Here is a 20283-nt window from a genome sequence, read left to right on the forward strand (position 1 = left end):
CGGCGCCCGCCGCTCAGCCAATCGCCTGCAGGCCTTGCGCGAAGTGCATGCGCATGGCCTGGGCCGCCGCCTGCGGATCGCGTGCCACCAGCGCCAGCAGGATGGCCGCATGTTCTTCCATGGACTGCTGCACCCGCCCCTGCTTGAACAGGGAGTGGTGGCGGCCCAGTTGCATCACCTTGCGCAGGTCATTCACGATCTGGGTGCGCCAGCGGTTGCGGCTGGCATCGAGCAGGAACTGGTGAAACGCCTGGTTGGTGGCAAAGAACTGGTCGATCAGCGCGGTATCGCCGGGCAGCTCCACCAGTTGACGCCCCTGGGCTTCCAGCTGCTGATGCAGGCGCGTGAGGTGCTGCAATTCGGACTCCGTGGCCGTGCGCGCCACATCGGCGGCCGCGTCGCTTTCCAGCAGGCCCAGCAGGTGGTAGATTTCGCGCACCTCGTCCTCGGGGATTTCTGTCACATAGGCGCCACGCCGCACCTTGATGGTGACCAGGCCTTCGGCCGCCAGCACCTTGATGGCCTCGCGCATCGGCGTGCGGCTGATGCCCATTTCCTCGGCCAGCTTCATCTCGTCGATCCAGGCGCCGGGCATCAGTTTCTGCTGCAGGATGCGCTGGCGCAACAGGTCCGCCACCTCGGCATAGAGCGGACGTGCCGAGCCCGGCCGGACGTCGGCCGCCGAACGCTGGAAGGGACGGGCAGTACTCTGCATGCGAATGTGAAATTTAGATGACGGTTACGCTCGGATTGTAAGCGTGATGGAGGATTTTGCATTCATAATTATGAATTGTTGCCCTTGGTAAGGATGGGTAGCATACGCACAGACATGCAGTCATGCGGGTAAACGCCGACTGCAGTCGTGCCATGCCTATTTGTGCCAGCCCTTGCTAGCGTTCGCGGCCTTGTGCCTGCGTGCCGGAGCGGGGTGTTCAGTAAACAGGGCCCTTAGATTTAGTACCAGAAGGAACGTCGTTATGGCATCGTCAGACCAAACCTCCTCCCAAGCTCCCGTCTTCGCCAGCAGCACGCTGGAAGACTGGCACAAGGCTGCAACCAAGTCGGCACCCGGCGGCGATGTCAATGCGCTGAACTGGATCACGCCCGACCACATTACGGTCAAGCCGCTGTACACGGCCGAGGACATCAAGGATCTGCCCTACGCCAACACGCTGCCCGGCTTCGAGCCCTTCCTGCGCGGCCCGCAGGCCACCATGTACGCGGTGCGCCCCTGGACCATCCGCCAGTACGCGGGCTTTTCCACCGCAGAAGAATCCAACGCGTTCTACCGCAAGGCACTGGCTGCCGGCGGGCAGGGCGTGTCCGTGGCGTTCGACCTGGCCACGCACCGCGGCTACGATTCCGACCATCCGCGCGTCACCGGTGACGTGGGCAAGGCCGGCGTGGCCATCGACAGCGTCGAGGACATGAAAATCCTGTTCGACGGCATCCCGCTCGACAAGGTGTCCGTCTCCATGACCATGAACGGCGCCGTGCTGCCCGTGCTGGCCGGCTACGTGGTGGCGGCCGAAGAGCAGGGCGTTTCGCAGGACAAGCTCAGCGGCACCATCCAGAACGACATCCTCAAGGAGTTCATGGTCCGCAACACCTACATCTACCCGCCGCAGCCGTCGATGAAAATCATCGGCGACATCATCGAGTACACGAGCCAGAACATGCCCAAGTTCAACTCGATCTCGATCTCCGGCTACCACATGCAGGAAGCGGGCGCCAACCAGGCGCTGGAGCTGGCCTTCACGCTGGCCGACGGCAAGGAGTATGTGAAGACGGCGCTGGCCAAGGGCATGGACGTGGACGCCTTCGCCGGCCGCCTGTCCTTCTTCTGGGCCATCGGCATGAACTTCTATCTGGAAATCGCCAAGATGCGCGCCGCACGTCTGCTGTGGTGCCGCATCATGAAGGAGTTCAACCCCAAGAACCCGAAGAGCCTGATGCTGCGCACGCACTGCCAGACTTCCGGCTGGTCGCTCACCGAGCAGGACCCGTACAACAACGTGGTGCGCACCACCATCGAGGCCATGGCAGCCGTGTTCGGCGGCACCCAGTCGCTGCACACCAACGCGCTCGATGAGGCGATTGCGCTGCCGACCGAATTCTCCGCCCGCATTGCCCGCAACACGCAGCTGATCATTCAGGAAGAAACCCACATCACCAACGTGATCGACCCCTGGGCCGGTTCCTACATGATGGAAAAGCTGACCCAGGAAATGGCAGATGCCGCCTGGAAGATCATCGAGGAAGTGGACGCCATGGGCGGCATGACCAAGGCCGTGGACAGCGGCTGGGCCAAGCTCAAGATCGAGGCCGCCGCTGCCGAGAAGCAGGCGCGCATCGACTGCGGCAAGGACGTCATCGTCGGCGTCAACAAGTACAAGCTGGCCAAGGAAGACAACGTCGACATCCTGGAAGTCGACAACGTCAAGGTGCGCGAGGCGCAGATCGCCCGCATCAACAGCATCAAGGCTTCGCGTGACAACGCTGCCGTGCAGGCCGCGCTGGACGCGCTGACTGCCGCTGCCGAATCCGGCCAGGGCAACCTGCTGGACCTGTCCATCAAGGCCGCGCGCCTGCGCGCCACCGGTGGCGAAATCTCTGACGCCCTCGAGAAGGTGTTTGGCCGCCATCGTGCGGATACGCAAAAGGTGACTGGTGTGTACGCTGCCGCTTATGACTCCGCCGAGGGCTGGGAAAAGCTCAAGTCCGAAATCGCCGAATTCGCCGAGCAGCAGGGCCGTCGTCCGCGCGTGATGATCGCCAAGCTGGGCCAGGACGGTCACGACCGCGGCGCCAAGGTGGTCTCTACCGCCTTTGCCGACCTGGGCTTTGACGTGGACATCGGCCCGCTGTTCCAGACGCCGGAAGAGTGTGCACGCCAAGCCATCGAGAATGACGTGCATGCCGTGGGCGTGTCCACGCTGGCTGCCGGCCACAAGACGCTGGTGCCGGCCATCATCAAGGCGCTGAAGGACCAGGGCGCGGACGACATCGTGGTGTTCGTCGGCGGCGTGATTCCGCGCCAGGACTACGACTACCTGTTCGAAGCCGGCGTGAAGGGCGTCTATGGCCCCGGCACGCCGATCCCGGCCAGCGCCAAGGACGTGCTGGAGCAGATCAAGAAGGCCAACGCCTGAGATCGACAACTCCGGGCGGCGCCTGCGCTGCCCGGTCTGTTACGCGGCCAGGCCATCGCCTGGCTTCTTGCCACCTAGTTTCTGGACAAGAGAGTTCATGCAAATCAATGTCCCGCAGATGGCGGAGAGTGTGGTGCGTGGCGAGCGGCGCGGAGTGGCGAAAGCCATCACGCTGCTCGAATCGACGCGCCCCGACCATCGCGTGCTGGCCGACGAGCTGCTGACCGCCTTGCTGCCCCATACCGGCAAAGCCTTCCGGCTGGGCCTGAGCGGCGTGCCCGGCGTCGGCAAGTCGACCTTCATCGAATCCCTGGGTCTGTACCTGATCGGGCAGGGCCTGAAAGTGGCCGTGCTGGCCATCGATCCGTCCTCCAGCCTGTCCGGCGGCTCCATTCTGGGCGACAAGACCCGCATGGAGCGCCTGAGCACCGAGATCAACGCCTATATCCGCCCGAGCCCGAGCAGCTGCAACCTGGGCGGCGTGGCCGAGAAGACGCGCGAAGCCATGCTGGTGTGCGAAGCCGCCGGCTACGACGTGGTCATCATCGAGACCGTGGGTGTGGGCCAGAGCGAAACCGCCGTGGCCAACATGACCGACATGTTCGTGGTGCTGCAGCTGCCCAATGCGGGTGACGACCTGCAGGCCATCAAGAAAGGCGTGATGGAGATGGCCGATTTGGTCGTCATCAACAAGGCGGACATCGACCCGGTGGCCGCCACGCGCGCGCAGGCGCAGATTACCTCCAGCCTGCGCCTGTTCGCCATGCACGGCAATCCCGAGCATGGCGCCCATGATGCTGCCAGCCAGAAAGCACAATGGCAGCCTAAAGTGCTCCAGATCAGTGCTCTGCAGGGCAGCGGGGTGGATAATTTCTGGAATACGGTGCAGGAGTACCGCCAGATCAATGCCGACAACGGCCATATCGGCCAGCGGCGTCAGGATCAGTCGCTCGCATGGATGTGGGAACGCATCGATGCCGGCCTCAAGCAGGCATTCCGCCAGAATGCCGGCGTGCGAGACACCCTGCCGCAGTTCACCGAGCAGGTGCGCGACGGCAAGATGGCTGCATCCACGGCCGCGCGCCAGTTGCTGCAGGCATTCCAGGGCCAGGCGGGGCAGTAATCCGCAGGAATTGCGGCGCTTGCCCCCAGGGCGGGCGCCAACCAGTTTGATTTAGTTAATGCAACCTTTCAGAAGGACTTGTGATGAAAGAAATCCTTGAACAACTCGAACAGAAGCGTGCTGCGGCCCGCCTGGGCGGCGGCCAGAAGCGTATCGACGCCCAGCACAAGAAGGGCAAGCTGACCGCACGTGAGCGCATCGAGGTGCTGCTCGACAGTGGCAGCTTCGAGGAATGGGACATGTTCGTGGAGCACCGCTGTGCCGACTTCGGCATGGACGAGAACCACATCCCCGGCGACGGCGTGGTGACCGGCTACGGCACCATCAATGGCCGCCTGGTGTTCGTGTTCAGCCAGGATTTCACCGTGTTCGGTGGCGCCCTGTCCGAAGCCCATGCAGAGAAGATCTGCAAGCTGATGGACCAGGCCATGAAGGTCGGTGCGCCGGTGATCGGCCTGAACGACTCCGGCGGCGCCCGCATCCAGGAAGGCGTGGCCTCCCTGGCCGGCTATGCCGAGGTGTTCCAGCGCAACGTGATGGCCTCCGGCGTGGTGCCGCAGATCTCCATGATCATGGGCCCCTGTGCCGGTGGTGCGGTGTATTCCCCTGCCATGACCGACTTCATCTTCATGGTCAAGGACAGCTCCTACATGTTCGTGACCGGCCCCGAAGTGGTCAAGACCGTGACGCACGAGTCCGTGACGGCCGAGGAGCTGGGCGGTGCCGTGACGCACACCAGCAAGAGCGGCGTGGCCGACCTGGCCTTCGAGAACGACGTGGAAGCGCTGCTGATGCTGCGCCGCCTGTACAACTACATTCCGTCCAACAACCGCGAAAAGGCTCCCTACCGCCCGACGCTGGATCCGGTCGATCGCGCCGACAAGAGCCTGGACACCCTGGTTCCCGACAACGCGAACAAGCCCTACGACATGAAGGAGCTCATCACCAAGACCGTGGACGATGGCGAATTCTTCGAGCTGCAGCCTGACTATGCAGCCAACATCGTGATCGGCTTTGCCCGCATGGACGGCAACGTGGTCGGTATCGTGGCCAACCAGCCGCTGGTGCTGGCCGGCTGCCTGGACATCAAGAGCTCCATCAAGGGCGCGCGTTTCGTGCGTTTCTGCGATGCGTTCAACATTCCGGTCCTCACCTTCGTGGACGTGCCCGGCTTCATGCCCGGCACCAGCCAGGAATACGGCGGCATCATCAAGCACGGCGCCAAGCTGCTGTACGCCTACGCCGAGTGCACGGTGCCGAAGATCACCGTCATTACCCGCAAGGCCTACGGCGGCGCCTATGACGTGATGTCTTCCAAGCACCTGCGCGGCGACGTCAACCTGGCCTGGCCGAACGCCGAGATCGCCGTGATGGGCGCCAAGGGTGCGGTGGAAATCATCTTCCGCGAAGACAAGAACGATCCCGAGAAGCTGGCCGCGCGCGAAGCCGAGTACAAGGCCCGTTTTGCCAACCCGTTCGTGGCCGGTGCCCGTGGCTTCATCGACGACGTGATCCAGCCGCACGAAACGCGCAAGCGCATCTGCCGCAGCCTGGCAATGCTCAAGGACAAGAAGCTGGAAAACCCGTGGCGCAAGCACGGCAACATTCCGCTGTAATCCGTCCCACCGCGAACCGTTTCGAATTCATTATTGGAAGAGCACTTCATGTTTACCAAAATCCTGATTGCGAACCGCGGCGAGATTGCATGCCGCGTGATCGCCACTGCCAAGAAAATGGGCATCGCCACCGTGGCGGTGTATTCCGACGCCGACAAGGACGCGCGCTTCGTGCAGATGGCCGACGAGGCCGTGCGCCTGGGCCCGCCGCCTTCCCGCGAGTCCTATCTGCTGGCTGACAAGATCATCGAGGCTGCCAAGGCCACCGGCGCCCAGGGTATCCACCCCGGCTATGGCTTCCTGAGCGAGAACGAGGCCTTTGCCCGCCGCTGCGAGGAAGAGGGCATTGCCTTCATCGGTCCCAAGTTTGAGGCCATTGCCGCCATGGGCGACAAGATCGCTTCCAAGAAGCTGGCCAACGAAGCCAAGGTCAACACCATCCCCGGTTACAACGACCCGATCGACACGCCCGAGCAGGCCGTCGAGATTGCCAAGGGCATCGGCTACCCGGTGATGATCAAGGCCTCCGCCGGCGGCGGCGGCAAGGGCCTGCGCGTGGCCTTCAACGACAAGGAAGCACACGAAGGTTTCGCTTCCTGCCGTAACGAGGCCCGCAACAGCTTCGGCGACGACCGCGTCTTCATCGAGAAGTTCGTCGAGCAGCCGCGCCACATCGAGATCCAGGTGCTGGGCGACAGCTTCGGCAACGTGATCTACCTGAACGAGCGCGAGTGCTCGATCCAGCGCCGCCACCAGAAGGTGATCGAGGAGGCTCCGTCCCCCTTCATCAGCGACGAAACGCGCAAGGCCATGGGCGAGCAGGCTGTGGCACTGGCCAAGGCCGTGAAGTACCAGTCTGCCGGTACGGTGGAATTCGTGGTCGGCAAGAACCAGGATTTCTACTTCCTGGAAATGAACACCCGCCTGCAGGTGGAGCACCCCGTCACCGAACTGATCACCGGCCTCGACCTGGTCGAGCAGATGATCCGCGTGGCGGCCGGCGAAAAGCTGACCGTGACCCAGGCTGATGTCAAGAAGGAAGGCTGGGCCATCGAGTGCCGTATCAACGCCGAGGATCCCTTCCGCAACTTCCTGCCCTCGACTGGCCGTCTGGTGCGCTTTGTGCCGCCGGAGCAGAACCTGTTCCAGGGCGAAGCCACGACCGACTATGGCGTGCGCGTGGACACCGGCGTGGTCGATGGCGGCGAAATCTCCATGTACTACGATTCCATGATCGCCAAGCTGATCGTGCACGGCAAGGACCGCAACGACGCCATCGCGCGCATGCGTGAAGCCCTGAACGGCTTCGTGATCAAGGGCGTGCAGAGCAACATCCCGTTCCAGGCCGCGCTGCTGGCACATCCCAAGTTCGTGAGCGGCGATTTCAATACCGGCTTCATCGCCGAGAACTACGCCGACGGCTTCCGTTCCGAAGACGTGCCGCACTCCGATCCGTACTTCATGGTGGCCATGGCTGCGCGCCTGCACATGTGGTACCGCAACCGTGCACAGGGCCTGCAGGGCAAGTTCTGGGAAGGCTACAAGCGCCTGCCCAGCCGCGAGTTCGTGGTCTGCACGCTGGACAAGGACGGCAACAACACCTACACCGCTGTGGATCTGGGCGAAGTGGAACTGGGCAAGCCCAGCACCGTGACTGTGCATACGCCCGAAGGCGAGCGCGTGTACGAGGTGCTGGCCGAGTACATGCTGGGCGATTCCCGCATCACCGGCATGGTCAACGGCGAGCCCTTCGTGCTGCAGATGGAGCGCGGCAACCACAAGAATCCGCTGGCTACCCGCGTGACGCACAACGGTTCCCAGATCGATGCCGTGGTGATGCACCCGCGCACGGCCGAACTGCACAAGCTGATGCCCTACAAGGCACCGCCAGACATGAGCAAGTACGTGCTGTCGCCCATGCCGGGCCTGCTGGTGAACGTGGCTGTGCAGCCCGGCCAGAAGGTGCAGGCGGGCGAGCGCGTGGCCGTGATCGAAGCCATGAAGATGGAAAACATCCTGTTCGCCACTGCCGACGGCGTGGTGAAGGCCATCATGGCCAAGGAAGGCGAAAGCCTGTGGGTGGACCAGCCGATCGTTGAATTCGAGTAAGCTGTAGCCCGTGGTGGCCGGCGCGCGAGCGCCGGCCTTTTGTTTTTGTAGCGTGCCCGAGGGGGAGGTGGCCATGCCCAGTTCGCAATCCCGCATCGATGAAAGCTGCTGCCTGCTGGTGGTGGATGCCCAGAACGGCTTCATGCCGGGTGGCGGGCTGCCAGTGGCCGACGGCGATGCCGTGGTGCCGGTGATCAACCGTGTGGCGCCGCTGTTTGCCAATGCCGTGCTCACGCAGGACTGGCATCCGGCGGACCATGTGTCCTTTGCTGCCAACCATCCGGGGCGCGCTCCGTTCGAGACGATTGCCTTGCCCTACGGCACGCAGGTGCTGTGGCCCACGCATTGCGTTCAGGGCACACCCGATGCCGAACTGCATGCCGGCCTGCGCGTGACGCAGGCGCAGCTCGTCCTCCGCAAGGGTTTTCATCGCGAGGTGGACAGCTACTCTGCCTTTGTCGAGGCGGACGGCACGACGACGACCGGCCTGGCCGCCTATCTGCAGGCGCGCGGCATCCGCCATGTGTACCTGTGCGGGCTGGCAACGGATTACTGCGTGGCCTGGAGCGCACTGGATGCGCGCAAGGCCGGTTTTGCAGCGACCGTGATCGAGGATGCCTGCCGTGCCATCGATCTGGACGGCTCGCTGGCCAGGGCCAGGGCCGACATGGAGGCAGCAGGGGTGCAGCGCATCCTCTCTGCGGACCTGACTGGCTGAACTTGCTGCACGGAATGCGGCCGCTGCTGTGGCTGCAACCGCCTCCTGTTGACTGAATCCTCCTGCATGTCCCACATTCTCAAGATTGCCATCCACGCCACGCCAGGGGCCAAGCGCACAGAGGCCGCCGGCCTGTATGGCGACGCGCTGCGCGTCCGCCTGGGCGCGCCACCGGTGGATGGCAAGGCCAACGAGGCGCTGATCGCCTGGGCGGCCGAGACTTTCGGCGTGGTGCGCAAGCAGGTGGAATTGCTGCACGGCGCGGCAGGACGGCAGAAGGTGCTGGCGGTGGCATTTGCCGATGCGGCAGCCTTGAACAAGGGCCAGGCCTTGCTGGCCCGATTGCGTGGAGAAACAACGTGTTGATTGCGCACTTGCGTGAGGAGCTGGACCGGCTGGCGGGCGAAGGCCTGCAGCGACGGCGTCGCGTCGTGCAGATGCCCTGCGGACCGGAGCAGCGGCTGGCGGGACAACAGGACGAATTGCTGTCCTTCTGCAGCAACGACTACATGGGCCTGGCACAGCATCCAGTGCTGATTCAGGCCCTGGCGGAAGGCGCGCAGCGCTGGGGTGCCGGCAGCGGAGCCTCGCATCTGGTGAGCGGACACATGCAGGTGCACGAGGACCTGGAAAACGCCTTTGCGCGGTGGCAGCAAGCCCATATTCCGCAGGCACAGGGGCTGCTGTTTGGCAGTGGCTTCATGGCCAATATGGCGTTGATGACGGCGCTGGGCGACGGCAACACCACCATTCTTGCCGACAAGCTGAACCATGCCTCGCTGATCGACGGCTGCCGTCTGGCCAAGGCCGAGGTGCGGCGCTATCCCCATGGCGATGTGCAGCAGCTGGAGCGCCTGCTGCAGCGCTGCAGCACGCCGGTGAAGCTGATCGTGACCGATGCAGTGTTCAGCATGGATGGCGATATCGCGGACCTGCCGGCGCTGCTGCGTCTGGCCGAGGCCTACGATGCGTGGCTGGTGATCGACGATGCCCATGCACTGGGCGTGCTGGGAGCGCACGGACATGGCAGCCTGGAACATTTCGGCCTGCACAGCGAACGCCTGATCTGGATGGGTACGCTGGGCAAGGCCATGGGCGTGGGCGGTGCCGTGGTGGTGGCGCATGAAACCATCATCGACTGGCTGGTGCAGCGTGCGCGGCCTTACATCTACACCACCGGCATGCCGCCCTCGCTGGCGCAGGCGCTGCTGGCGTCGATGGTGCTGGTCGAGTCGGAGGAGGGCATGGCGCGACGGGCGCACCTGCAGGCGCTGATCGGGCGCCTGCGTGCAGGGCTGGCTGCCTTGCTGCCGGCGCATCCGCACTGGAGCCTGCCGGAGTCGTCCACGGCGATCCAGCCGCTGGTGGTGGGCAGCAATGCCGAGGCCTTGCGTCTGTCTGCGGCGCTGGAGCGCGCGGGCATCTGGGTGCCGGCCATCCGTCCGCCCACGGTGCCTGCGGGGACGGCGCGGCTGCGTTTCACGCTCAGCGCTGCCCATACCGGCGAACAGCTGGATCGTCTGCTTGGCGTGCTGAACGGCCTGCTCGAAGAATCGCGAGAAAAGTTGTGATGGATGTGACGGTGAAACCCGTCCTGCGCGGCTGTTTTGTCACCGGGACCGATACCGAGGTTGGCAAGACGCGCATCACTGCCGGGCTGCTGCGCTGGCTGGCGCGCCAGGGCGTGCGGTCCGCCGGCTACAAGCCGGTGGCGGCGGGCATGGAGCAGGATGCAGATGGCCGCTGGTCGAACGAGGATGTGCGCGAACTGCAGGCAGCAGCATCAGTAGCTCTGGAGGCTGACCAGATTTGCGGAGCGCAGTTCCGGCTTGCCTGTGCGCCGCATATTGCGGCGGAGCGCGAAGGTCGCCAGATTGATCGCACTGCGCTGCATGCGGGTACCCATGCGCTGGCCCCGCTGGCCGACCGCGTGGTGGTGGAGGGCGCCGGAGGCCTGTGCGTGCCACTCGGTGACGACTGGGACAGTGCCGACCTGATGACCGATCTGGGCCTGCCCGTGGTGCTGGTGGTGGGCATGCGCCTGGGTTGCATCAACCATGCGTTGCTCACGGCCGAAGCAGTGTGCGCCCGCGGACTCACGCTGGCGGGCTGGGTGGCCAACAGCGTGCAGCCGTCCATGCCGTTCTTCGAGGAAAACCTGCAGACCCTGACGCAGCAGATGGAGCGTCGCTTCGACGCCCCCTGCCTGGGGGTGGTGCCGTACCTGACACCCTTAACGGCCGATGCAGTGGCCGACAATCTGGATACCCGGCAGCTGTGCCGCGTGTTTACGCTCGATCAGGAACCACAGGTTTCTCCGGAAGCAAACTCCGTGAAAACCCTGAACCGGTAGACAATACCCTTGCCATGAGTGCCGTACTTGAACAACCTGCAGAACTGCTGCCGGACTTTGATGTGAACCCCTATGCCACCTATGCGCTCTGGCGCGAGGCGGCACCGATTGTGTGGAGCGACGCCTTTTTTGGCGGCGCCTGGCTGCTGACGCGCCATGCCGATGTGGAGGCCGCCCTGCGCGACCCGCGCCTGTCGGCCCAGCGCACCGGTGGCTGGGTGATGGATGTGGCCGAAGGTGACCGGGCCGCGCTGGGTCCGTTCCAGCGCCTGTTTGCGCGGGCGCTGCTGTTCCTCGACCAGCCCGAGCACCCGCGCCTGCGCCAGGTGCTGATGCCGGCATTCCGCCCGCAGCGCTTGCAGGCCCTGCAGCCCGAGATTGCGCAGTTTGCGGCCGAGCTGGTCGATGCGCTGCCGGCAGCGGAAACCTTTGATTTCATGGAGCGCATTGCGCGCCCGCTGCCGGTGCGTGTGATCGCGCGCATCATGGGCGTGGATCTTGCGCTCGAAAGCGATTTCATGCGCTGGGCAGACGATCTGGCGGCCTTTATCGGGGCCGTCAAGCCCACTGCCGAGCAGGCGCGCGTGGCGCAGAAAAGCCTGCTGGAAATGGCCGCCTATTTCGAACAGGACCTGTTGCCGCGCCGGCGCCGCAAGCCCGAGGACGATCTGGTCACCGAACTGGTGCAGGCGCGTGACGATGGCCGCATCACGTCGGACACGGAATTGCTGGCGCAATGCGCCATGCTGCTGTTTGCCGGCTACGAAACCACACGCAACCTGCTGGGCAACGGCATGCTGGTGCTGATGGAGCACCGCGACCAATGGGAGCTGCTGTGCCAGGACCCGGCGCTGGTGCCAGGAGCCGTGCGCGAACTGCTGCGCTTCGACAGCCCCGTGCAGTGGACCGGCCGCCGCGTGATCAGCAACATGGTGCTGCACGGCCAGCCGCTGCGCCGCGGCGATCTGGTGCTGCCGCTGATCGGCTCGGCCAATCATGATCCGCGCCGCCATGAACAGGCCGAAAGCCTCGACGTGCGTCGTGCCAATCCGGGAGCGCTGTCCTTCGGCAGTGGGGCCCATATCTGCATCGGCGCGGCGCTGACCCAGATGGAAGCCCAGACCCTGTTCACCCAGCTGGTGCAGAAGCGCCCCGACCTGGTACAGGCCGGGCCGGTGGTACGCAATGGCAATCCGGTGTATCGCGGGATTCTGTCGCTGCCGGTGCAGGGCACTACTTAAAATATGAACCAGCAAACCATGCAACAAGGAGAAAAACCCATGACCACAGCCCCCATCGCCAAAGGCAGCCCGCGTCCGTTCAAGGTGCTGGGCATCCAGCAGATCGCCATCGGCGGCCCGAGCAAGGAGCGCCTGCAGACCCTGTGGGTGGACATGTTCGGCCTGGAAAAGACCGGCACCTTCCAGAGCGAGCGCGAGAACGTGGACGAGGACATCTGCGCCATCGGAAGCGGCCCGTTCAAGGTGGAAGTGGACCTGATGCAACCCATGGATCCCGAGAAGAAGCCGGCCGTGCACGCCACGCCGCTCAACCACATCGGCCTGTGGATCGACGATCTGCCGGTGGCCGTGGAATGGCTGACGGCGCAGGGCGTGCGTTTTGCCCCGGGCGGCATCCGCAAGGGCGCTGCCGGGTTCGACATCACCTTCATCCACCCCAAGGGCAATGAAGAACTGCCCATCGGCGGTGAAGGCGTGCTGATCGAGCTGGTGCAGGCGCCCGAAGAGGTGGTCAAGGCCTTTGCGGCGCTGGCCAACGGCTGCTGCTGATTTCTGTCAGCCTTGCCCTTCGCGGCGCGCCTTGGCCTTGGCCAGCGCGGCTGCGATGATGGCGCGTTTCTTGTCCAGCACGGCCGGGTCGGTGTGCTGGCTTTGTTCTTCCAGGTGCGCCAGCTTGTGGCGCGCCTTGTCTTCCAGCCGGGCGGCGTTTTCCTGTTCCGCCCGTGCCGTCTGGAACTGGTGAAAGGCATAGCGCTGCAGCGCTTGCTCCGCCAGCGCGGGTGACCAGGCATCCCAGCCCGTGAGCGTGCCGCTGACGGGCTCCATCGCAATACAGTCGACTGGGCAGGCCAGCACGCACAGGTCGCAGCCGGTGCAAAAGGGCTCGATCACCGTGTGCATGCGCTTGTTGCTGCCCAGGATGGCATCGGTCGGGCAGGCCTTGATGCACAGCGTACAGCCGATGCACCAGTTCTCGTCGATGACGGCAACCGTCATCGGTCCCTCGGCACCAAATTCCGGATTCAGTGCTACGCCTTCGGCGCGCGCCGGTTCGCCCAGCGCTTGCGCAATGCGGCGAATGCCGTCTTCACCGCCGGGCGGGCACTGGTTGATGTCGGCGCTGCCGTCTGCCACGGCCTGCGCATAGCCGGCGCAATCCGGATAACCGCAGCGCTGGCACTGGGTTTGCGGCAGCACGCGATGCACGGCAAGCGCGTGGCCGGAAAGCGGAACGGACAGGTCGGGAGAAACGGGGGGCTGCAATGGCATGGCGGAATTATGCCTTTCCGACAGGCCGGAATGGAAAAAGCCCGGTGCATCGGCACCGGGCTTTGGCGGTCGGGATCAGGGCAGATCAGGACTGCTGGCTGTCTGCCAGGGCCTGCTCGGTCTGTTCCTCGGCAGCACCAGGGTGGCGCCAGGTGGTGACCGGCTTGTCAGCGTCCGCCTGCTGGAGGAGGGCGCTGCTGGCTGCCTGCTGCGGCGGCACTTCGACAGAAGCGGGCTTGCTGTCTGCCTGCGGCGTGGCGGCAGCCGTGCGCCCGGGTTTGGCAGCGGCCTCGTTGCCGGCTGCGCCCTGGGTGGTTTCGGGAGCCTGGGTCGCTGCGACTGCGGCAGCGGCCTTGGCCACCGCTTCGCCTGCCACAGCAGAGGCTGTCTGGGCAGCGGTCTTTGCAGGAGCAGCAGGCGTTTCGGCCACGGTGGCCTTGGCAGCCGGTTTGCGCGTGCGGGTGGCTGCGGGCTTGGCTGCCGGTTTTGCGGCCGCCTTGCGCGTGGTGGTGCGCGCCTGCGGAGCCGGCTCGGCGGCCGGAACGGCTGCTTCGGTAACCGCTGCACCCGGCTGCTTGTAGGCCGATTCGTGGGCCAGCTGCAGCTGTTCGTAGATTTCCTCGCGCTTGGCCAGGTCATCCAGGTTGGGTTGCGAGGCCCTGCGGCGCTTGGCGGTGACGATGCCGCTGTGGTGCCTCAGGATGAAGTCGCGCAGCACCGGGTAGGCCATTTCGCGCCAGCGGCGGCCACTGAAGATGCCGTAGTGGCCGGCACCCTTGACTTCGTAATAGAGCTTTTCGCTGTCCGGAACGCCAGTGCACATTTCCAGGGATGCCTGGGTCTGACCGAGGCCGGCGATGTCGTCCAGTTCGCCTTCGATCGCCATCACGGCCGTCCTGGTGATGTCCTGCGGGCGCACGCGCTCGATCTGACCGTCCACGCCCTTCACGTCCCAGGTGCCGTTGACCAGCTTGAACTCCTGGAACACGGTCTCGATGGTGTCCAGGTAATACTCGGCATCCATGTCGAGCACGGCGTTGTACTCGTCGTAGAACTTGCGGTGCGCTTCCGTGCTTTCGCCATCGCCGCGAACGAGATCCTTGAAGTAGTCGTAGTAGCTGGTGGCGTGGCGGTTGGGGTTCATGGCCACGAAGCCGGCGAACTGCAGGAAGCCGGGATACACGCGGCGACCTTCGCCCGGATAGCCGGAGGGCACGCGGTAGATCACGTTGTTCTCGAACCACTCGATGCTGCGCTTGACGGCCAGATCGTTCACGGCGGTGGGGGACTTGCTGGCATCCACCGGGCCGCCCATCATGGTCATGGTGGCAGGGGTCTGCTCGCCGCGCGAAGCCATCAGCGAAACGGCCGCCAGCACCGGAACGGTGGGCTGGCACACGCTCACAACGTGGCACTCGCCGTTTTCCTTCTGCAGATAGCGGATGAATTCCTGCACGTAGTTGACATAGTCGTTCAGGTTGAAGCCGCCTTCGGACAGCGGCACGTCACGCGCGTTCTTCCAGTCGGTGATGTAGACCTTGTGGTCCTTCAGCATGGTGCGGACGGTGTCGCGCAGCAGGGTGGCGTAGTGGCCGGAGAGCGGCGCCACGATCAGCACGACCGGGTTGCGCAGCAGTTTTTCCAGGGTTTCGGTGTCGTCGGCGTAGCGCTTGAAGCGGCGCAGTTCGCAGAAGGGCTTGTTGATCTCGACACGCTCATGGATGGTGACTTCGGCGCCGTCCACGTCCACCGATTCGATTTCGAAGCGGGGCTTTTCGTAATCCTTGGCCAGACGGTGCAGCAGGTTGTAGCCGGCCGCCATGCGGTTGGCACCCGGGGCGTGGCTGAACGGGAGCACGGGATTGGTGAACATGCGGGATGCCGCCAGGGCAAGTTCCGCGAACGGTTCCATCAGAGAACGTTGAGTCTCGTAGATCTGGTAAAGCATGGAGAAACCTTCGGGCGTGTAATGCTGCAGTGCAGCAATTTTATCAGTAATTATCAAATGCCAGCTGTCAGACTGTATCCACTACGGATGCAGGCGCAGCAATGTCACATTTTGCAACTGCGTTTTGCCCCTGCACCATAGCAGCAACCCTAGTTTTTGGCACGGTCATGCGAAGAATCACGCGGTTCTGTCACATGAGTTTCATGTAATTGATATAAAGCCGGATCTGGCCCGCCGAAGCGGCGGGCGAAAGTGCAGCTTGTCGATGCCAGCACCATGAAAAAAAGCCACCGGCCTTGCGGACGGTGGCTTTGCGGCTGTGGCACAGGAGCGCCTTACAGCACCTTGGCGATGCTCTCGCAGACGTAGGCGACGTTCTTGCTGTTGAGCGCAGCCACGCACATGCGGCCGGTGTCGGTGCCGTACACGCCGAACTCGTTGCGCAGGCGCACCATCTGGTCCTTGGTCAGGCCGGAGTAGCTGAACATGCCGATCTGCTTGGTGATGAAGGACATGTCGCGCTGTACGCCGGCAGCCTTCAGGCCGTCGACCAGGGCCTGGCGCATGGCCTTGATGCGGGTGCGCATCTCGCCCAGCTCCTGCTCCCACTGGGCGCGCAGCTCGGGGTTGTTCAGCACGGTGGCAACCACGGTGCCGCCATGCGTGGGCGGGTTGCTGTAGTTGGTACGCACCACGATCTTGAGCTGGCTCAGCACGCGGGCGGCTTCTTCCTTGCTCTCGCACACCACGCTCAGGGCGCCTACGCGCTCGCCGTACAGGCTGAAGCTCTTGCTGAAGGAGGTGGAGACGAAGAAGTTCAGGCCGGCGGCCACGAACTTGCCGATCACGGCGCCGTCTTCGGCGATGCCGTGGCCGAAGCCCTGGTAGGCCATGTCGAGGAAGGCAACCAGACCCTTGGCCTTGACCACTTCAACGACCTTGTCCCACTGCTCGGGGGTAATGTCGTAGCCGGTGGGGTTGTGGCAGCAGGCGTGCAGCACCACGATGGTGCCGGCTTCGGCCGCGTTCAGGCTGGCCAGCATGCCGTCGACGTTCACGCCCAGCTTGTCGGCATCGTAGTAGGCATAGGTTTCGACCGTGAAGCCGGCGTTGGTGAACAGGGCGCGGTGGTTTTCCCAGCTCGGGTCGCTGATCAGCACCTTGGCGTTGGGGTTGAGCTTCTTCAGGAAGTCGGCGCCGATCTTCAGGCCACCGGTGCCGCCCAGGGCCTGCACGGTGGCCACACGGCCGTCCTTGACCACGGCGCTGTCGGCGCCGAACACCAGCGCCTTGACAGCGTTGTCGTAGGCGGCCAGGCCGTCGATCGGCAGGTAGCCGCGGGCGGCGGGCTTGTCCATCATGGCCTTCTCTGCAGCCTGCACGCACTGCAGCAGGGGCAGCTTGCCGTTGTCGTCAAAGTACACGCCCACGCCCAGGTTGACCTTGTTGGGGTTGGTGTCGGCGTTGTACTGTTCGTTCAGGCCTAGGATCGGGTCGCGGGGGGCCATTTCGACGGCGGAGAAAAGGGACATGAGGTACCTCTGGCTGGTGTTTGGGGAGAAAACAGGCCCGCACACCACACTCGCAGCAGTATTGCGGACAACTTTTCTATTGTAAGAGCGTGGCCTGTCATTCGAAAAGCGCGGCGTGGAGGATGGGGCAACTTAATCGCAGGAGCAGGGCGCACCTGTGGCGGCACGGCAAAACGCTGGCTGGCACGGATCACAGTCGACAGCCAGCGCGCGCCGGGGATCCGGGCGATGCTGTGTGGCCTTCCATGCGATTGCCGGCATCCGTGCGGGCCGGATGCTTTACATTGCACGTTTGGTCCCCACCTGATTGCCATGTCCGCAAGCCCCCACACCGAAATCCTTGCCGATCCCGCCCAGGCTACCGCACCTGCGGGAGAGTTCGTGCAGTTTCCCGATTCGCCGTTCCAGCTGTTCCAGCCGTATCCGCCGGCAGGCGACCAGCCCACGGCCATCAACGAACTGGTGGAGGGCATCCACGATGGCGAGGCCTACCAGACCCTGCTGGGCGTGACCGGCTCGGGCAAGACCTTCACCATGGCCAACGTGATTGCCCGCCTGGGCCGTCCGGCCATCGTGTTTGCGCCGAACAAGACGCTGGCGGCGCAGCTTTACAGCGAATTCCGCGAGTTCTTTCCGAAGAACGCGGTGGAATACTTCGTGAGCTACTACGACTACTACCAGCCGGAAGCCTATGTGCCGCAGCGCGACCTGTTCATCGAGAAGGACAGCGCGATCAACGAGCACATTGAGCAGATGCGACTGAGTTGCACCAAGAGCCTGCTGGAGCGGCGCGACGTGGTGATCGTGGCGACCGTCTCGGCCATCTACGGCATCGGCAAGCCCGAGAGCTACCACCGCATGATCATGACGCTGCGCGCCGGTGACCAGTACAGCCAGCGCGACATCATCGGGCAGCTGGTGCGCATGCAGTACCAGCGCAACGAGATGGAATTCACGCGCGGCAAGTTCCGCGTGCGGGGCGACACCATCGACGTGTTTCCTGCCGAGCACAGCGAACTGGCGCTGCGCATCGAGCTGTTCGATGACGAAATCGAGACGCTGCAGCTGTTCGACCCGCTCACCGGCAAGGTGCGGCAGAAACTGGCGCGCTTTACGGTGTATCCGAGCAGCCATTACGTCACGCCGCGCGAGCAGGTGCTGAGCGCCGTGGAGGGCATCAAGCTGGAGCTGGCGGATCGTCTGAAGTACTTTTACGACGAAGGCAAACTGGTGGAGGCGCAGCGGCTGGAGCAGCGCACGCGCTTCGACCTGGAGATGCTGGCCGAAGTGGGGCACTGCAAGGGCATTGAAAACTACTCACGCCATCTGGCGGGCACGCTGCCGGGCGAGGCGCCGAGCACGCTGACCGACTATCTGCCGGCTGATACCGTCATGTTCCTGGACGAGAGCCACGTGATGATCGGCCAGCTCGGCGCGATGTACAACGGCGACCGTTCGCGCAAGACCACGCTGGTGGAGTATGGTTTTCGCCTGCCGAGTGCGCTGGACAACCGGCCGCTCAAGTTCGAGGAATTCGAGCGCAAGATGCGGCAGGTGGTGTTCGTCTCGGCCACGCCGGCGGACTACGAAAAGACCCATGCGGGCCAGGTGGTGGAGCAGGTGGTGCGTCCCACCGGCCTGGTCGATCCCGAAGTGGAAGTGCGCCCGGCCACCAGCCAGGTGGACGATGTGCTGCAGGAAATCCGCAACCGCACGGAGCAGGGCGACCGCGTGCTGATCACCACGCTGACCAAGCGCATGGCCGAGCAGTTGACCGACTATCTGACCGAGAACGGCGTGAAGGTGCGCTATCTGCACAGTGACGTGGATACCGTGGAGCGCGTCGAGATCATCCGCGACCTGCGCCTGGGCAGTTTCGATGTGCTGGTGGGCATCAACCTGCTGCGCGAGGGACTGGATATTCCGGAAGTGTCGCTGGTGGCGATTCTGGATGCGGACAAGGAAGGCTTTCTGCGTAGCGAGCGCAGCCTGATCCAGACCATCGGCCGCGCCGCGCGCAACGTGAACGGCAAGGCCATCCTGTATGCCGACCGCATCACGGACAGCATGCAGCGCGCCATTTCCGAGACCGAGCGTCGCCGTGCCAAGCAGATGGCCTTCAACGAGGCGCACGGCATCACGCCGCGCAGCGTGGTCAAGCAGGTGCGCGACCTGATCGATGGCGTCTACAGCGAAAAGGCCAGCAAGGCGGCGCAGCAGCAGGAAATGCAGCGCGCCTATGCCGAAGAGCTGAGCGAGAAGGATCTGGCGAAGGAAATCAAGCGGCTCGAGAGGCAGATGATGGAGCACGCGAAGAACCTGGAGTTCGAGCAGGCGGCGCGTACGCGCGACCAGCTGGCGGCGCTGCGCGAGCGCGTGCTGGGCGGGGCGGGGCACGACGTGGTCAATTGAGGGCACATGCGCGCTTCCGAGGCGCGTGGATGGCACACGCGGAGCGGCGTACGCGACGCCATGTTTGGAGCGCGGAACCGGTCCTTTGTCGCCCGGATGGCAAAAAATCACCTTGTACCCTAGCAAGGTACAAGGTTATCGGTTATACTTGACCTAAATAGTCGGGTTAGAGGCTATTTCAGCCCGGCCGCACGCCGGCCCCAGGCTGCCCGCTCACCCTTCAACAGAGAGAATGCCATGCGACTTACCACCAAAGGACGCTTCGCCGTTACCGCCATGATCGATCTGGCCCTGCGTCAGAGCGGCGGCCCGGTGACACTGGCCGCCATCAGCCAGCGCCAGCAGATTTCGCTGTCGTATCTGGAGCAGCTGTTCGGCAAGCTGCGCCGTCATGAACTGGTCGAATCCACCCGTGGCCCGGGCGGCGGCTATACGCTCGCGCGCAAGGCGGGCGACATCACCGTGGCCGACATTGTCGTGTCGGTGGACGAGCAGCTCGATGCCACCAGCTGCGGCGGCAAGGCCAACTGCATGGGCGAGAACAACGGCCCCTGCATGACGCACGACCTGTGGACCAGCCTGAACGACCGCATGCTCGACTTCCTGCGCTCCGTCTCGCTGCAGAAGCTGGTGGACGAACAGATCGCCAAGGGCGTGCGCATCGAGGACAAGCCCATGATCAAGCGCGCCATCTCTTCCGCGCCCGTGCTCAAGCCGGTGCGCGTGAATGCGCCCAACTCGGTTTTCGCCCTGGGCACCGTGCCGCTTTCCAAATAAATACAATGCGGGCCTTCGCGGGCCCGCTCTTCT

16 protein-coding genes are annotated in these 20283 nt (G+C 64.2%); 12 read left to right on the forward strand and 4 right to left on the reverse strand.

Translation table 11 applies throughout. From position 1 onward, the window contains the following. Positions 1 to 13: 13 nt before the first annotated feature. Positions 14 to 715: a GntR family transcriptional regulator gene (locus ACX36O_RS05495; protein ID WP_213360351.1), complete on the reverse strand. Its 702-nt coding sequence runs from the start codon at positions 713 to 715 to the stop codon at positions 14 to 16. Between the two features lie 262 nt (positions 716 to 977). On the opposite strand from ACX36O_RS05495, the gene scpA reads away from it, so the two are divergent. The 10 genes from scpA (at position 978) to ACX36O_RS05545 (ending at position 12861) form a co-directional block, all read left to right on the forward strand. Then, the gene (scpA, locus tag ACX36O_RS05500; RefSeq protein WP_213360352.1) at positions 978 to 3152 is read left to right on the forward strand and encodes a methylmalonyl-CoA mutase; all 2175 of its coding nucleotides are present in this window, start codon (positions 978 to 980) and stop codon (positions 3150 to 3152) included. A 97-nt stretch (positions 3153 to 3249) separates the two neighbouring features. After that, positions 3250 to 4275, forward strand: a complete 1026-nt coding sequence (meaB, locus tag ACX36O_RS05505; RefSeq protein ID WP_213360355.1) for a methylmalonyl Co-A mutase-associated GTPase MeaB — start codon at positions 3250 to 3252, stop codon at positions 4273 to 4275. A gap of 83 nt (positions 4276 to 4358) precedes the next feature. After that, positions 4359 to 5891 carry an acyl-CoA carboxylase subunit beta gene (locus ACX36O_RS05510; RefSeq protein ID WP_213360358.1) on the forward strand — a complete coding sequence of 511 codons (1533 nt, stop codon included), beginning with the start codon at positions 4359 to 4361 and terminating at the stop codon, positions 5889 to 5891. 48 nt (positions 5892 to 5939) lie between these two features. Continuing rightward, complete coding sequence (locus tag ACX36O_RS05515; RefSeq protein ID WP_213360361.1) at positions 5940 to 8000, forward strand: acetyl-CoA carboxylase biotin carboxylase subunit; 2061 nt, start codon at positions 5940 to 5942, stop codon at positions 7998 to 8000. Between the two features lie 73 nt (positions 8001 to 8073). Next, entirely contained in the window at positions 8074 to 8718 is a 645-nt protein-coding gene (gene pncA, locus ACX36O_RS05520) for a bifunctional nicotinamidase/pyrazinamidase (RefSeq protein WP_213360363.1), read from the forward strand. A gap of 66 nt (positions 8719 to 8784) precedes the next feature. Beyond that, positions 8785 to 9084 carry a DUF167 domain-containing protein gene (locus tag ACX36O_RS05525; protein ID WP_213360366.1) on the forward strand — a complete coding sequence of 100 codons (300 nt, stop codon included), beginning with the start codon at positions 8785 to 8787 and terminating at the stop codon, positions 9082 to 9084. Beyond that, on the forward strand, positions 9078 to 10289 hold the full coding sequence (gene bioF / locus ACX36O_RS05530) for an 8-amino-7-oxononanoate synthase (RefSeq protein WP_250130987.1): 1212 nt from the start codon (positions 9078 to 9080) through the stop codon (positions 10287 to 10289). The genes ACX36O_RS05525 and bioF overlap by 7 nt, the downstream gene beginning before the upstream one ends. 11 nt (positions 10290 to 10300) lie before the next feature. Continuing rightward, complete coding sequence (gene bioD / locus ACX36O_RS05535; protein WP_488360173.1) at positions 10301 to 11071, forward strand: dethiobiotin synthase; 771 nt, start codon at positions 10301 to 10303, stop codon at positions 11069 to 11071. A gap of 14 nt (positions 11072 to 11085) precedes the next feature. Continuing rightward, positions 11086 to 12312 (forward strand): cytochrome P450, encoded by a 1227-nt coding sequence (locus tag ACX36O_RS05540; protein WP_213360369.1) that lies wholly within the window; start codon positions 11086 to 11088, stop codon positions 12310 to 12312. Between the two features lie 39 nt (positions 12313 to 12351). After that, on the forward strand, positions 12352 to 12861 hold the full coding sequence (locus tag ACX36O_RS05545; RefSeq protein WP_213360370.1) for a VOC family protein: 510 nt from the start codon (positions 12352 to 12354) through the stop codon (positions 12859 to 12861). A 6-nt stretch (positions 12862 to 12867) separates the two neighbouring features. Here the strand turns inward: ACX36O_RS05545 and ACX36O_RS05550 are convergent, their stop codons facing one another. The 3 genes from ACX36O_RS05550 to ACX36O_RS05560 form a co-directional block, all read right to left on the reverse strand. Next, the gene (locus tag ACX36O_RS05550) at positions 12868 to 13581 is read right to left on the reverse strand and encodes an RnfABCDGE type electron transport complex subunit B (protein ID WP_488360174.1); all 714 of its coding nucleotides are present in this window, start codon (positions 13579 to 13581) and stop codon (positions 12868 to 12870) included. An 85-nt stretch (positions 13582 to 13666) separates the two neighbouring features. After that, positions 13667 to 15529: a polyhydroxyalkanoate depolymerase gene (locus ACX36O_RS05555; RefSeq protein ID WP_488360175.1), complete on the reverse strand. Its 1863-nt coding sequence runs from the start codon at positions 15527 to 15529 to the stop codon at positions 13667 to 13669. A 335-nt stretch (positions 15530 to 15864) separates the two neighbouring features. Then, the gene (locus ACX36O_RS05560; protein WP_213360373.1) at positions 15865 to 17061 is read right to left on the reverse strand and encodes an amino acid aminotransferase; all 1197 of its coding nucleotides are present in this window, start codon (positions 17059 to 17061) and stop codon (positions 15865 to 15867) included. Positions 17062 to 17373: 312 nt separating this feature from the next. Here ACX36O_RS05560 and uvrB point away from each other — a divergent pair, with 312 nt between their 5' ends. Then, the gene (gene uvrB / locus ACX36O_RS05565; protein ID WP_250130989.1) at positions 17374 to 19473 is read left to right on the forward strand and encodes an excinuclease ABC subunit UvrB; all 2100 of its coding nucleotides are present in this window, start codon (positions 17374 to 17376) and stop codon (positions 19471 to 19473) included. A gap of 237 nt (positions 19474 to 19710) precedes the next feature. Beyond that, positions 19711 to 20250, forward strand: a complete 540-nt coding sequence (locus ACX36O_RS05570) for a Fe-S cluster assembly transcription factor (RefSeq protein WP_213360375.1) — start codon at positions 19711 to 19713, stop codon at positions 20248 to 20250. Positions 20251 to 20283: the final 33 nt, after the last annotated feature.

The organism is Brachymonas sp. KE5, assembly GCF_057773645.1.